The organism is Thalassotalea sediminis, from assembly GCF_030295915.1.
Classification (GTDB): domain Bacteria; phylum Pseudomonadota; class Gammaproteobacteria; order Enterobacterales; family Alteromonadaceae; genus Thalassotalea_C; species Thalassotalea_C sediminis.
This window is the reverse complement of record NZ_AP027361.1, coordinates 359738-373532: the sequence shown is the minus strand read 5'-3', so window position 1 is coordinate 373532 and position 13795 is coordinate 359738. Positions and strand designations below refer to the sequence as shown.

Genomic DNA, 13795 nt, shown 5'->3' with positions numbered 1-13795 from the left:
ACATAAAATGAACAACTATATTTTGTACGCAATTACAGTATTAATATGGGGATCCACTTGGTATGCCATCAGCCTACAATTGGGAAACGTAACCCCAGAGGCGTCTGTTGTTTATCGTTATGCGATTGCTTCGTTAATGATCTTTATATATTGCGCGTTTAAAAAGCAAAATCTACGATTCACGGTGCGTCAGCACGTACAACTCGCGTTGTTTGGTATCTGCTTATTTAGTGTCAATTATTACTTCCTATACAATGCACAAACCATGATTAATTCAGCATTAAGCTGTATTGCATTTTCAACACTGATGATAATGAACATCGGTAATGCTAGGCTATTTTTTGGTACGCGCGTAGATACATCGGTTTATCTCGGTGGATTTCTTGGATTACTCGGCATTGTTATTTTATTCTGGCCTCAAGCGAGTGAGCTATCACTAACAAATAAAACCATTGTCGGCTTCTTACTTTGCCTTGTCGGTACTTTATCTGCTTCTTTCGGCAATATGCTTTCCATTAAAAACCAACAAGACGGTCTTGCAATCATGCCAGCAAATGCTTGGGCAATGGGATATGGCGCTCTCTTTATGTCCATTGTTTTGTTACTTCAAGGGAAGTCATTTACCTGTGATTGGTCAGTAACATACGTTAGTTCATTACTCTATCTATCATTGTTTGGGTCAGTGATCGCTTTTGGCTGTTACCTAACATTATTAACAAGAATAGGAGCCCACAAAGCCTCATATGCCAACATTTTATTCCCGGCAGTTGCTGTATGTATCGCGACGTTATTTGAAGGTTTCGTTTGGGATATTTACACCATTGCGGGTTTTACAGCCATTATGGCAGGCAACATCGTACTGATTATAAAACCAAAGCTAATTACCCGAAAAGCGCCCGCGGTCGCTTAACCATAGTTACCAAGGTGTAAGCCAATTAGAAAATAAAACTTCTTTGTGCACGCGCACAGCGACTTAAGTAAATTCCTTCCGCTTAAGTCGCCTTTTATTTCTATATACCGACATCAATTATTGGCCAATGGGAGAACCTGGCGGTAACTTAGCTACCGTATTTTCTGGCACGTTTAGTTTATGTGCAAGGTATTGAGGAATTTGCGACGACATTAAAAAATATTGCCCAGATAATGCACTGCTATCAGTTTTACGCGCATCTAACCATTGAGACAGTTCATTTAACACCACAAAGACTTCAGACTTTACTTCTGTTGCAATCTGCTTTTGTTGCCATAATTGAGCTAACTTATTTACCACAAGTCTATTAACACGTTGCTGCACTAATAAATCGAGACCTGATTGAGCTGGTTGTTTTATTGTCGCTTCAATGAGTTGTTTTAGCAGCATCGCTGGTGAAGGTATTGCGCTATCTATTGCCGATTGCTGCGCTAACCTTGCCAAACGAGATTTATTTAATAGTAAATCAATCGTATGTTTTGCACTTGCTTCTGCGGCAGTAACAGGATCAAACGCCAAGCCGGTTTGGCTAGAAAAGCTCTCTCTATCACGGTAATAGCTATAAGCTTTCGGCGGAATAATATCAACGATATGTTTCGGCAATGTAAGTACAGCAGGTGATAATGTTAGGAGCAGTTGTTCTATAGCATGTTGTTGCTTGCGGCCTTCTACAACCTTTAACGTATTATTGAAGTTGAGCGTTCTAACTTGGTATGAATAGTTAATGCCTGCAACCACCTTTGCTGCCGCTTCAACTTGATAGCGATGAAAGTTATAAATAGGTACTAATACTTGTTCTATCTCAGCTAAAGGTGTGCCAAAAGGTATACTATGAATACCAAAAGTAGACAGTGCCTTTTTACGAATAGCTAATACTCTGATTAACTCATCAACAGGATCATTACCGTTATCCCATAAATGCGCGTAAAGGTGCCCGCCTGATTTAGGTCTACCATCTGCGTCAGACATATACCTTAGTGACTTTTGTTGTGCGTCTGCGATAACCTTAGCTAAATATTGTTGTTCATTTGTGGCGCCAGTATCTTGATATCCATAAGCAATAACATGTTTATCCCATGAGCCAATGTTAACGTCATAAGCCTGCGACAAATCTATTTCTCCGCTTTTCAATTGAATATACGGATGAGGGTAATCCATGACCGAAGCGCGATCGTTTGTACTTGCCGCAAAATTATGTGCTATGCCCAATGTATGCCCCACCTCATGAGCCGATAGTTGACGAATTCTCGCTAGTGCCATTTCTTTCATCGGCGTTGTATCGACACTTTTACTACTAAATGGTGATGTAAGTCCTAACGCAATTAAGTAATCTTGACGCACTCTTAACGAACCAAGTGTTACATGCCCTTTAATGATCTCGCCTGTGCGTGGGTCTATAACTGATGAACCATACGACCAGCCACGTGTTGCTCTATGGACCCATTGAATTACATTAAAGCGAACATCCATTGGATCTGCATCTGCAGGCAGCATTTTCACTTGAAAAGCATTGCGGTAGCCTATTGCTTCAAACGCTTGATTCCACCACATAGCCCCTTCAATTAATGCACTCTTAATAGGCTCAGGTACACCGGGATCAAGATAATAGATAATTGGCTCTTTAGCTTCACTAATGCTTGCAAGTGGTTGCTTTTTTTCAAGTCGATGTCGATTAATTACACGCTTGACTAACGGCTCTTCAATAGCTGATGCATAATCAGCATATTTATGTGCCCAAAAGCCACTGTAAGGATGAAATTCGCGAGTCTTGTATTGTTCATCTGGCAACGCAATTAGTGAATGATGAAAATTTACCGTAACCACATTGTCATCAGGCGTTACTGATTTTAAATGACGACCAGCACCAGTGCCTTTAAATGTAACGGTAGCTTCCAACTCAGTATTTTTATCAAAGGCTTTGCTTCTAGGTGCATAAAAAGCACTTCTACTACGATCAATAGAAAAACTACCTTGTTTACGTGCTTTCAATTTGGCGCCGAGCTTATGGATGTCGGACAATAAGAAAGGCGTATAATCAATCAAGTAACGATTATTATCTTCAGCAACCACTTTAAAGCCCCAAATCACAGCACTTGCAAACGCTTCCTCGACCGCTTTTTGCTCTAACTTATTATTACTATTAGCGCGATAGTAGGTATTTTTTTGTCTTAACAAAACTTTTTCACCTACGCGTTCAAAAGCAACTAACCTCGTTTGACCTAACTGCCCTCTATCCAAGCCAATATCATTAGAGCCCACGCCATGAGGCATAGCACTTTGAAATAGAAACTCTTGCTGTTGCTCAATTTCTACATAGACTTTTCCAGATTCTTTGTCATAGTAAAAGGTAAAAAAGCCTTGGTGTTGCTGCTTCCCCTTTACAAACGCTTCGATGGAGTCGGTAGCACATACTGAAAAAATACTACAAATTAGTAGTAAACAAACAAATTTAAGTGTTTTCATTTCTTTCTCTTTTAATAGAAGCAAAGCCTTATTTTTGCAGATAAAATAACTGTAAAGCTTTACGAAATTTTTGTTATAATCGCGCCGTAACAAAGCATGAAAACTTTCAATAAAACTCAACCAAGTAGTGTTAATTGAACATGATAAAGCGACTACAGGATGATGAAGCATTCATGCCTATTGTAAAAAGTACATTTTATACAATTTAACCACTCATACTGTAAAAAATTAGGTAAGACAATGCAACGACTCGCACCCGCATTACGTGAAGATAATGTACCATTAGATCTCATTTCCCTAATAAAAACCATATTAGCTGCTTCAAAGGAAATTTCATTCCGCGTAAGCCAAGCACATCTAGGTGGACTACTTGGCTCGACATTAGACGAAAATATTCAAGGTGAAGTACAGAAGAAACTCGATGTCGTCGCAAACGAATTGATCAAAGATATATTACTTGAGTCTGGCTTTGTAAGAGCTATTTCTTCTGAAGAAGAAGAAAACTCAGTCGTTGGTGACAAAGAAGGTAAGTTTATCGTTTCTTTTGATCCTTTAGATGGCAGCTCTAATATTGATATTAACTCGCTCATCGGCACCATATTTTCAATTCATGAAGCCAGAAATGATATAGAAGCGGGCGATCCAGCTCAATTCCAACAAGCGGGTCATAAACAAGTATGTGCGGGTTATGTACTTTATGGTCCATCAACCATGTTAGTGATGACAACTGGTAAAGGTACGCATTTTTATGTATTAGATCGCACTCACGGGGGCTTTTTATTAGTAGAACGCAATGTTCAGGTGCCAACGGAAACACAAGAGTTCGCAATTAATATGTCAAATCAACGTTTCTGGCACCCGCCAATGCAGCAATATATTAATGATCTTATTGCGGGCAAAACGGGGCCAAGAGGTAAAAATTTCAACATGCGCTGGATAGCTGCAATGGTCGGTGATATTCATCGTGTGTTAACACGAGGTGGTATTTTTACTTACCCTGCCGATACTAAAAACCCAGAAAAACCGTTCAAGCTGCGCTTAATGTATGAAGCAAATCCAATGAGTTTTCTTATTGAGCAAGCAGGAGGCTTAGCAATGACATCACAGGGGCGTATTATGGAGATTGAGCCTGAAGATATACATCAACGCGTTGAAGTTATTATGGGCTCTAAAGAAGAAGTTAATACCTGTTTAAAATACTACGATTAACATTGTTCTAAACGCATTGTTTTCTTAGCTTTTAAAATGAAGCATACGGTTCAAAACCGTATGCTTGTCCTGCAACTTCATGTCATTACTAAAGAATTTCAGTTTCTCCGACCATTAAAGTTACGTTAATTATTTGTTTATTTTATGTGTCAGATAATTTTACATTCTCACCATTGTACATTAGTGCAAACACTCTAAACACATATTAATAAAGACTTTTTTCCTTATGGCAAGTTAATTGCTTTGCGGGCGCATGTACTTTTAATTAACAAGGAAAATAAGGACATGTTTAAAAAGTTATTAACATCTGTAGTATTTGCTGCAACAGCAATGAGTTCTCAAGCGAATATGATTGTTGACCTTGAGTTACAGCTGCTAGCAGATGTTTCTGGTAGTGTAGATTCAAGCGAATACGTACTGCAATTACAAGGTTATGAGCAAGCATTTCGTTCTACAAGTGTTCATAACGCTATTGAAGCCGGCAACGAAGGAAAAATTGCCGTGCAATACGTAGAGTGGTCTGGCGATTCACAACAAGCTATTCAAATTGATTGGACATTAATTGATAGCGCAGCTGATGCTATCGCTTTCGCAGATACATTAGCTGGCTTAACTCGCGCATTTAGTGGCAGTACAGCTATTGGCTCAGCCATTAACTATGGTGTATCTCTATTCAATTCAAATACATACGATGCTGCACGTCAAGTAATTGATGTATCTGGAGACGGTACCAATAATGATGGTGCTAGTGTAACAGCTGCAAGAGACAATGCACTTGCTTCTGGTATCGATACCATCAACGGCATTACAATTGAAAGCACAAGTGTAGGTACTTATTACCAAAATAACGTCATTGGTGGCCAAAATGCTTTCCATTTACATGCTGATTCATTTGCTGATTTCCAAGCAGGCATCGAGCGCAAACTGGTCAGAGAAATTTCAGCAACCGTTCCAGAACCGGGCACATTAGCATTATTCGGTTTAGCATTAGTTGGTTTAGCGCGCATTCGCCAAAGCTAAAAACATCAACAACTAGTCGATATAACGAGAATAAAGTCGCTTATAGCTTAAGCGGCTTTTTTTTGTCCTTGTATTTTTGCTAAAATAACGCCAGTTCTAATTAATCGGCTCATAAGAGAAATATTTATGCCTAATTATGTTGTGGGTCACAAGATCCCAGACTCAGATTCAATCTGTTCCGCTATCGCTTTATCTTATCTTAAAACAGCGCTAGGGGAAGAAACCGTTCCAGCTCGTTTAGGTGAATTATCACCTGAAACACTCTTTATCTTGGATAAATTTGGCTTTGAGCAACCAGAGCTTAAATTAAGTTACGCAGGCGAAAGCCTTTATATCGTTGATCATTCAGAGCGAACACAAGGGCCTGATGACATCGATGATGCGACTATTTTAGGGATTATTGATCATCATAAATTAGGCGATATTACTACGTCTACGCCACTTGAATGTTGGATCCGTCCAGTAGGCTGTACTAATACAATTATTAAGATGATGTACGACTTTCATGATGTCGAAATCCCTAAAAATATTGCGGGTGCAATGATGTGTGCGATTCTATCAGACACTGTCATTTTTAAATCGCCAACCTGCACCACTGCAGATATTAAGTGTGTTGAAGCATTGGCTGAAATAGCAGGCATTAAAGATCCTCAAGCACTTGGTATGGAAATGTTCAAAGTAAAATCTGCGGTTGAAGGCACACCGATCCGTGATTTAGTTTTACGCGACTTTAAAGATTTTGATATGAATGGACATCTTGTCGGTATCGGACAGTTAGAAGTCATCGACTTAGCGATTTTTGATGAGATAAAATCAGATCTCGAAGCTGACATTGCCGCCCTAAAAGCTGAAGGCAACCGTCATAGCGTACTTTTATTGTTAACAGACATTATGAAAGAAGGCTCTGAAGTACTCGTAGTAAGTGATAACGAAGACTTAACAGCAAAAGCTTTTGATAAAGCATCTACAGACGGACGCGTATGGCTTGATGGAGTACTGTCTCGTAAAAAACAAGTCGTGCCACCACTACAAACGTCTTTTAGTTAAAGCAAGAGCGTAGTATAGGCAAGAAAGCTCAGTATTCGCTGAGCTTTTCTTTTTTAAAAGGGCTGACATGGATATTAAACATAGCAAACGGTTATCTTTTCGATTAATGGATGAAAACGACAGTGAGCTTTTATGGCTGCTTGATCAAGATCCTCAAGTAATGAGATACATTACAGGAGGTAAAATATCAACATTAGCGAAGATTAAACACACATTCATTCCCCGCATGAATGCCTATCGTAATGCAGAAAAAGGTTTCGGACTTTGGCAAGTTAATAATATAGATAACGATGAATACCTTGGATGGATACTCATTAGACCTATGCATTTTTTTTCAGCTGCGCCAGAATTCGACAATTTGGAAATTGGGTGGAGATTCTTTAGAAATATATGGGGAAAAGGCTATGCAACTGAAGCTGCCCAACATGTTATGCAGTCCTTACATTTACAACTAGGGTACAATACGTTTAGTGCTATCGCCGATGAGAACAATCTTGCATCAATTAATGTTATGAAAAAACTAGGTATGCACTACATAAAAACATACCACCACAAAGATCAGTTAATTAATTGCCAAGTTGCCTATTATCAAGTTAATAAAAAACGTTAATTTTTTGTAATAAAAATACATACATAACGACTAAGCAACGATATAACTATAGACAAGGATATTTATGCAGTTGCTCGTTAATCAAGTATTAAAGCAGTACGCTACTGTAAAAGCGGTAAATCACTTAAGTTTTAACGTTAATCGCGGAGAAATTTTTGCGTTATTAGGCCCTAATGGCGCAGGTAAGTCTTCTTTAGTAAAAATGCTCACTGGCTTCACAACACCAGATGCCGGCGAGATTCGTGTAACAATAAACGAAAAAGAATATAACGCCATTCCAAATTGGGCATTAGGTTATTTACCAGAAGACCGAGGCTTATATCCGGAAAAATCAGTCATCGATAACATTTGTTACTTCGCCCAATTAAATGGCATGACTAAAGGTAATGCCAAAGAACAGGCTGCCTTTTGGTTAGAAAAATTTGATTTAAGCGAACGCAAAAGCGATCAACTTAAGTCATTATCAAAAGGTAACCAACAAAAAGTACAGTTAATCACTGCCGTTATACATCAACCTCAATGGATAATACTTGATGAGCCCTTTTCAGGTTTAGATCCTGTCAATCAAGAAAAGGTTGTTACCTTTTTACATGAGTTGAAAAAGTTGGGAATGACAGTGCTACTTAGTGCACACCAAATGGCTATGGTTGAAAAAATTGCTGACCGTATATTATTGATGAATAAGGGAGAAGCCGTTTTCTATGGCACATTAGGTGAAATTACACAGCAATTAGGCAGTAACAATCAAGTTGTAGCAAGTTATATACATGCGATCGACCAAGAAAAAATTTCACAATTTTTTACTACAGACGAAGTCGTGAAAATAAATAGTACAAAATTGCAAGTTGCCTGTGCCGACACTGAACAATTAAATCAAGTAACAGAAAAACTTACGAAATTGGGCACTCTCTCTTCCATTCAATGTCAACAAAGAGATCTGCACCAAATTTATATCGACGCTATTGAGCAACATGGAGAGACTGCACATGAAGCCTAACAAATCAAAACAAGTATGGCTCGTTACCTGCTGGGAGTTCATGCACTTTTTCAAATGGAAACAGGAGCTTATTTCTAAACTGATCATGATTGCGATTGCTGTAGTTGTGTATTTTTGGCAAGTAGTCAAAAATGATGACGTTACGATTTACCAAATAGCATTGGCAAGCCCGAATATAACATTACAAAGTGCCGGACAATTTAATTTTGAATACGTCGAAAATAACTCACTTTCAGCCTACGAATTGTTACGGCAAGAAGAGAGTAAATATGACGCTGTCATTGCAATAAACACAGATAACTCAGATGAGCAACAGCAACTCATACTAACCGTAAACGATAAGCAAAGTTGGCATAACAACTTAAATACGGAAATATTAAATCAATATCGCCAAACAGTTGCTCAGCAATTAAACTTACAGCCTAGCCAGTTATTATTACTACAAACACCTGTTTCCATAACGCAGCAATATGCTGATCAAGCAATTAAATCTGAAGACGAAGTTAGCGATACCATTGCAATAGTCATGATAGTACTCATGGCTGTCGGTATTTTTACCTCCTTTGGACAGCTATTCGCAAGCATAACCGGTGAAAAACAACAACGGGTTACAGAGCAACTCTACTCTTGTATTAGCGCACAAAGTTGGATCGACGGGAAGATTTTAGGTCAGCTACTTCATGCAATTAAAGCGATGGTCACCGCAGGCTTTACAGGTTTGATTGGTTATGCTTTTATGGCTGTAGTGATTAACGATCAAAGTATCGACCTTGCAATGATTGATTGGTCGTTTATTCCGTGGCTGTTTATCTTCTCTCTGTTGGGTATTTACATCAGTACTGCATTTATCGCCGCTGTTGCGGCTGCGATTGATGATCCTAATCATAGTGCTAAAACTAGTATGATGTTATTACCATTATTACCTGTTGCATTAGTCTTTATGACAATGGATGACGCGTCTGGTTGGGCAATGAGCTTATTAAGTTTTCTACCATTAACCTCATTTGTTGCTATGCCAGTAAAAATGTCGCTAATCGATGTACCGTTATGGCATACCCTGTTATCGTTGGCATTAGGTATTGCGCTTGCGGCATGGCTGAGATCTGGTGCAGCGAGAATGTTTAAAATGGGTATGACTATGTATGGCAAAGAGCCAAGCGTAGGTATGATGTTTAAGTGGATGATAAAAGAGCCTAAATAACCCTTCAATATGAGCCTACCTCATTACGGGTAGGCTCTAGCACTTCTAGGTTCTCACTATTTCGTCAACTTTTTACGCGTTGTAAACCCTAGCAACGCTAAACTTAATAATGCTATCGTACCTGGCTCTGGTACTGTTATTGGTGACGTCTCATGACCAATACCCTTAACATTTGTTAAATTTTCACCTGAAATATCAAAAGCATAATAAGATGTTCTCAAGAAGCCGTCTGCATCTTCAAAGTTTGTTGTACGTGACTCTGTCCAGAGTCCCGTTACGATATCACCAGAAAGAAAGTCACTATCATACTGTGTTAAAACTGCAAAATAAGAGCCTGCATCTAACGTTATTGATATGAAAGCGTCCCAGCTATTATTACTTGATGCAGATACGATAGCAGAACTATCATCATCAGCTGCAAGTTGATTACCTAAACTGTTAAAAACAAACAACTGACTGTCAAAACCGCCATCAGCAATCGTAGTTCCTTCTGCATTTACACCGCCAGCATAACCCAAACTGGTTAGCTCAATAAGTGAATTGTCCGTAGTAACATCAAAACTAATATAAAAACGACTTTCGTCATTATCAAAGTTACCGGTAAACGATTCAGTAATAAGCGTTGCATTAGCCGTTAAGCTCATCAATAGCGCCGCCGCAGTGGAAATAAATTTTTTCATTCTATGAAGTTCCTTTCTTAAATTAATTACAACGTCGCTCCTTTAGCAATAAATAAACCAAATAAAAATAACGATTATATTTCAATAAGTTAGGGCAATATCAATAAGAAGGAAAAAATCATTGTTACAAAAGTGTAAACAAATCTGACACTATTGCTTACTTGTCAATAGCTTAAAAGAAAAAGGCCAGCGAAATCGCTGGCCTAAACATTACAATAACTACATCAGTATTGCTTTAAAACTAAACGCGTTCAAACACTGTAGCAATACCCTGACCTAAGCCAATACACATGGTTGCAAGACCAATATTTACGTCTTTACCTTCCATTAAATTGATAAGCGTTGTTGAAATACGTGAACCTGAACAACCTAGCGGGTGACCTAGAGCAATAGCACCACCATTTAAATTGATCATATCATCCATTTTATCTTCAATACCCAACGCTCTCACACAAGATAATGCTTGTGCAGCAAATGCTTCATTGAACTCTGCTAACTGAATATCTTCAATGGAAAGACCTGCACGTTTTAATGCTTTCTTCGTTGCTGGCACTGGTCCATAACCCATCGTTGACGGATCACAACCTGCAACGCCCATACCGCGAATTTTAACGCGTGGCGTTAACCCCATCGCAGCCGCTTTTTCTGCTGACATGACTAACATTGCTGATGCGCCATCAGAAAGCGCGGAGGAAGTACCTGCGGTAACGGTGCCATTAGCAGGGTCAAACACTGGGCGTAATCCTGCTAACGTTTCAACGGTTGTTTCTGGACGAATCACCTCGTCATAATCGATCATGGTAAGTGCGCCAGTGACTGAATCATGCCCTTGCGTAGCAACGATTTCATTTGCCCAACGCCCTTCAATGGTCGCCTCATGTGCTTTTTGGTGTGAACGCGCACCAAAGGCATCTTGTTGTTCACGTGTTACACCATGTTGACGACCAAGCAATTCTGCAGTTAATCCCATATTACCCGCTGCGCGAGAAATATATTTGCTTAGTGCCGGGTCAAAATCTACATCGTACATCATAGGTACATGACCCATATGTTCAACACCACCAATTATAAATACATCACCTTGATCTGACATAATACTCGTTGCAGCATCATGTAAAGCTTGCATGGACGAACCACATAAACGGTTAACAGTAACTGCACCAACATGTTTTGGAATGTCAGTAAGTAATTGTGCATTACGTGCAATATTAAAGCCTTGCTCTTTGGTCTGTTTAACATTACCCCAAATGATGTCTTCTATCTCATTTGGATCTAAGTTTGGATTTCTAACCAATAGTTGTTGCATCAAGTGAGCAGATAATGTTTCTGCACGCGTATTGCGAAAAACACCAGCCTTTGAGCGTCCCATTGGGGTGCGAATACAATCGACGATTACGACTTCTTTCATGATCTTCTCCTAGGCAGTTTTAACGTCAGTGAAAAAATATGATTTACCTTCAGCTGCCATACTACGCAGCCCGTCTGTAACTTGGTAAATCTCACCTAAATGGGCATATTTATCTGCCATAGCGATAAAGTTATCTAAGCCTAAGGTTTCTAAATAACGAATTGGTCCCCCTCTAAACGGTGGGAACCCTAAACCATATATTAATCCCATATCAGCTTCGGCGGCAGAACCTACCACTCCTTCCTCTAAACAACGCACAACTTCATTAACCATTGGCACCATCAAGCGCGCAATAATTTCTTCACTAGTGAAGTCTTTCTTTTCAACAGCGAATAGCTGATAGGCATTTTGTGAGGCAACTTTTGTCGGTTTGCCACGTTTATCTTTACCGTAGTCATAGAAGCCATGACCATTTTTTTGCCCGAAACAGTTTGCTTGGTATAGTTTACTTACCGGATCATTATCAATTTTTGCCATCCTTGTTGGGAAACCTTCAGACATTACACCAGTACAATGATCTGCCGTATCAATTCCTACAACATCTAATAAGTAAGCAGGGCCCATAGGCCAACCAAATTGTTTTTCCATTACTTTATCAACAGCAGTGAAATCAGCCCCTTCAAGCACTAATTGGCTAAAGCCTGCAAAATAAGGGAAAAGTACACGGTTAATATAAAAGCCCGGGCAATCATTTACCACGATAGGCGATTTTCCCACTTTAGCGGCATAAGCAACAACCGCTGCAACCGTTTCATCGGAGGTATCTTTACCACGAATAACTTCAACAAGCGGCATTTTATGCACAGGATTAAAGAAGTGCATACCACAAAATTTATCTTTGCGTTTAAGGCTTTGCGCAAGTAAATCAATCGAAATTGTTGATGTGTTTGATGTAACAATCGTCTCCTCTGAAACAGCATCTTCTACTTCAGCAAGGACAATACCTTTAACTTTAGGATTTTCTACTACCGCTTCAACAACGATATCTGCATCTTTTACACCCTCATAACTTAATGTTGGCGTAATATTATTCAGTACACTAGCAAGCTTTTTCGCGTTGATGCGACCACGGTCAGCCAATTTTGTTAAAATACCCGCCGCGGTCGTTAAACCTAAGTCTAACGCATCATGATTAATGTCTTTCATTACAATAGGCGTGCCTTTATACGCCGATTGATAAGCAATACCGCCGCCCATGATTCCTGCTCCAAGTACTGCAGCACGGTCAACTTTTTTAGTTGCCATTTTACCGGCTTTTTTCGCTTTGCCTTTAACGACTTGATCGGCTAGGAATAGTCCAATTTGCGCTGTAGCAGCATCTGTTTTAGCAAGCTTTGCAAAGCCTTCATTCTCTAATGCCATTGCACCAGTACGATCAAGATCGGCTGCGGCTTCAATAACATTAATCGTTGCCATAGGTGCTGGGTAATGTTTACCAGCTTTAGCAGCAACCATACCTTTACAGGTATTGAAGGTCATCACCTTTTCTGTTGGGGAAAGGGTAAGTGGAGACAGTTTAGGTTGACGCTTTGCTCGCCAATCTAACTTACCAGCGATAGCATCATGTAAAGTGCTTAATGCAGCTACACGCAATTGCTCTGGTGCGACAACAGCATCTAAAACACCAACTGCTAATGCTTGTTCTGGCTTAAATGCTTTACCTGTAGACATCCACTCAATTGCATTATCAGCACCAATGACACGTGGTAAACGCACTGTGCCACCAAATCCAGGCATTAAACCGAGTTTAACTTCCGGTAAGCCTATCGATACTGTTGTATCTGCTATACGGTAATCACATGCCAACGACATTTCACAACCACCACCTAATGCAAATCCATTTAGTGCCACAACCGTTGGCATAGCTAAATCTTCAAAGGCATCAAAAACGTCTGATCCATTTTTAATCCAAGGAATAAGTTCATCTTCAGGTTTTTTGAAAGTCTCTAGAAATTCAGTGATATCAGCACCAACAATAAAGTTAGATTTACCTGATGTGACTAATACCCCTTTGGCGTCGTTACATTGTTTTATCGCATCGATAACCGCGATAAATTCTTTAAAGGTTTCCTGATCAAACTTATTTACTGAACCTTCGGCGTCGAACTTAAACTCTACAACACCAGCATCCAGTAGTTCGGCAGAAAGGCTTTTGCCTTGAAATAACATGCCTAGTCTCCTCACAACAAT

At 39.5% G+C, this 13795-nt stretch carries 11 protein-coding genes; 7 read left to right on the top strand and 4 right to left on the bottom strand.

The genetic code is table 11. From position 1 onward, the window contains the following. Positions 1–7: 7 nt before the first annotated feature. The gene (locus QUE09_RS01695) at positions 8–910 is read left to right on the top strand and encodes a DMT family transporter (RefSeq protein WP_286234475.1); all 903 of its coding nucleotides are present in this window, start codon (positions 8–10) and stop codon (positions 908–910) included. Between the two features lie 117 nt (positions 911–1027). Here the strand turns inward: QUE09_RS01695 and QUE09_RS01690 are convergent, their stop codons facing one another. Beyond that, positions 1028–3433, bottom strand: a complete 2406-nt coding sequence (locus QUE09_RS01690) for a zinc-dependent metalloprotease (RefSeq protein WP_286234474.1) — start codon at positions 3431–3433, stop codon at positions 1028–1030. 240 nt (positions 3434–3673) lie between these two features. Here QUE09_RS01690 and QUE09_RS01685 point away from each other — a divergent pair, with 240 nt between their 5' ends. The 6 genes from QUE09_RS01685 (at position 3674) to QUE09_RS01660 (ending at position 9517) form a co-directional block, all read left to right on the top strand. After that, positions 3674–4642: a class 1 fructose-bisphosphatase gene (locus tag QUE09_RS01685; RefSeq protein WP_286234473.1), complete on the top strand. Its 969-nt coding sequence runs from the start codon at positions 3674–3676 to the stop codon at positions 4640–4642. A gap of 285 nt (positions 4643–4927) precedes the next feature. Further along, positions 4928–5662, top strand: coding sequence for a DUF1194 domain-containing protein (locus tag QUE09_RS01680; RefSeq protein ID WP_286234472.1), 735 nt, complete (start codon positions 4928–4930; stop codon positions 5660–5662). Positions 5663–5788: 126 nt separating this feature from the next. Next, positions 5789–6709: a manganese-dependent inorganic pyrophosphatase gene (locus QUE09_RS01675; RefSeq protein ID WP_286234471.1), complete on the top strand. Its 921-nt coding sequence runs from the start codon at positions 5789–5791 to the stop codon at positions 6707–6709. A gap of 67 nt (positions 6710–6776) precedes the next feature. Further along, positions 6777–7319 carry a GNAT family N-acetyltransferase gene (locus QUE09_RS01670; protein ID WP_286234470.1) on the top strand — a complete coding sequence of 181 codons (543 nt, stop codon included), beginning with the start codon at positions 6777–6779 and terminating at the stop codon, positions 7317–7319. Positions 7320–7383: 64 nt separating this feature from the next. Next, positions 7384–8316, top strand: coding sequence for an ABC transporter ATP-binding protein (locus tag QUE09_RS01665; protein WP_286234469.1), 933 nt, complete (start codon positions 7384–7386; stop codon positions 8314–8316). Then, positions 8306–9517: an ABC transporter permease gene (locus tag QUE09_RS01660; RefSeq protein ID WP_286234468.1), complete on the top strand. Its 1212-nt coding sequence runs from the start codon at positions 8306–8308 to the stop codon at positions 9515–9517. Before QUE09_RS01665 ends, QUE09_RS01660 begins: the two co-directional genes overlap by 11 nt. 56 nt (positions 9518–9573) lie before the next feature. On the opposite strand, the gene QUE09_RS01655 is transcribed toward QUE09_RS01660, so the two are convergent. The 3 genes from QUE09_RS01655 to fadB all read right to left on the bottom strand — a co-directional run bounded on the left by QUE09_RS01655 (position 9574) and on the right by fadB (position 13774). Continuing rightward, the gene (locus QUE09_RS01655; protein ID WP_286234467.1) at positions 9574–10197 is read right to left on the bottom strand and encodes a DVUA0089 family protein; all 624 of its coding nucleotides are present in this window, start codon (positions 10195–10197) and stop codon (positions 9574–9576) included. Between the two features lie 241 nt (positions 10198–10438). After that, positions 10439–11605 (bottom strand): acetyl-CoA C-acyltransferase FadA, encoded by a 1167-nt coding sequence (gene fadA / locus QUE09_RS01650; protein WP_286234466.1) that lies wholly within the window; start codon positions 11603–11605, stop codon positions 10439–10441. A gap of 9 nt (positions 11606–11614) precedes the next feature. Next, positions 11615–13774 carry a fatty acid oxidation complex subunit alpha FadB gene (gene fadB, locus QUE09_RS01645; protein ID WP_286234465.1) on the bottom strand — a complete coding sequence of 720 codons (2160 nt, stop codon included), beginning with the start codon at positions 13772–13774 and terminating at the stop codon, positions 11615–11617. Between the last annotated feature and the right edge of the window lie 21 nt (positions 13775–13795).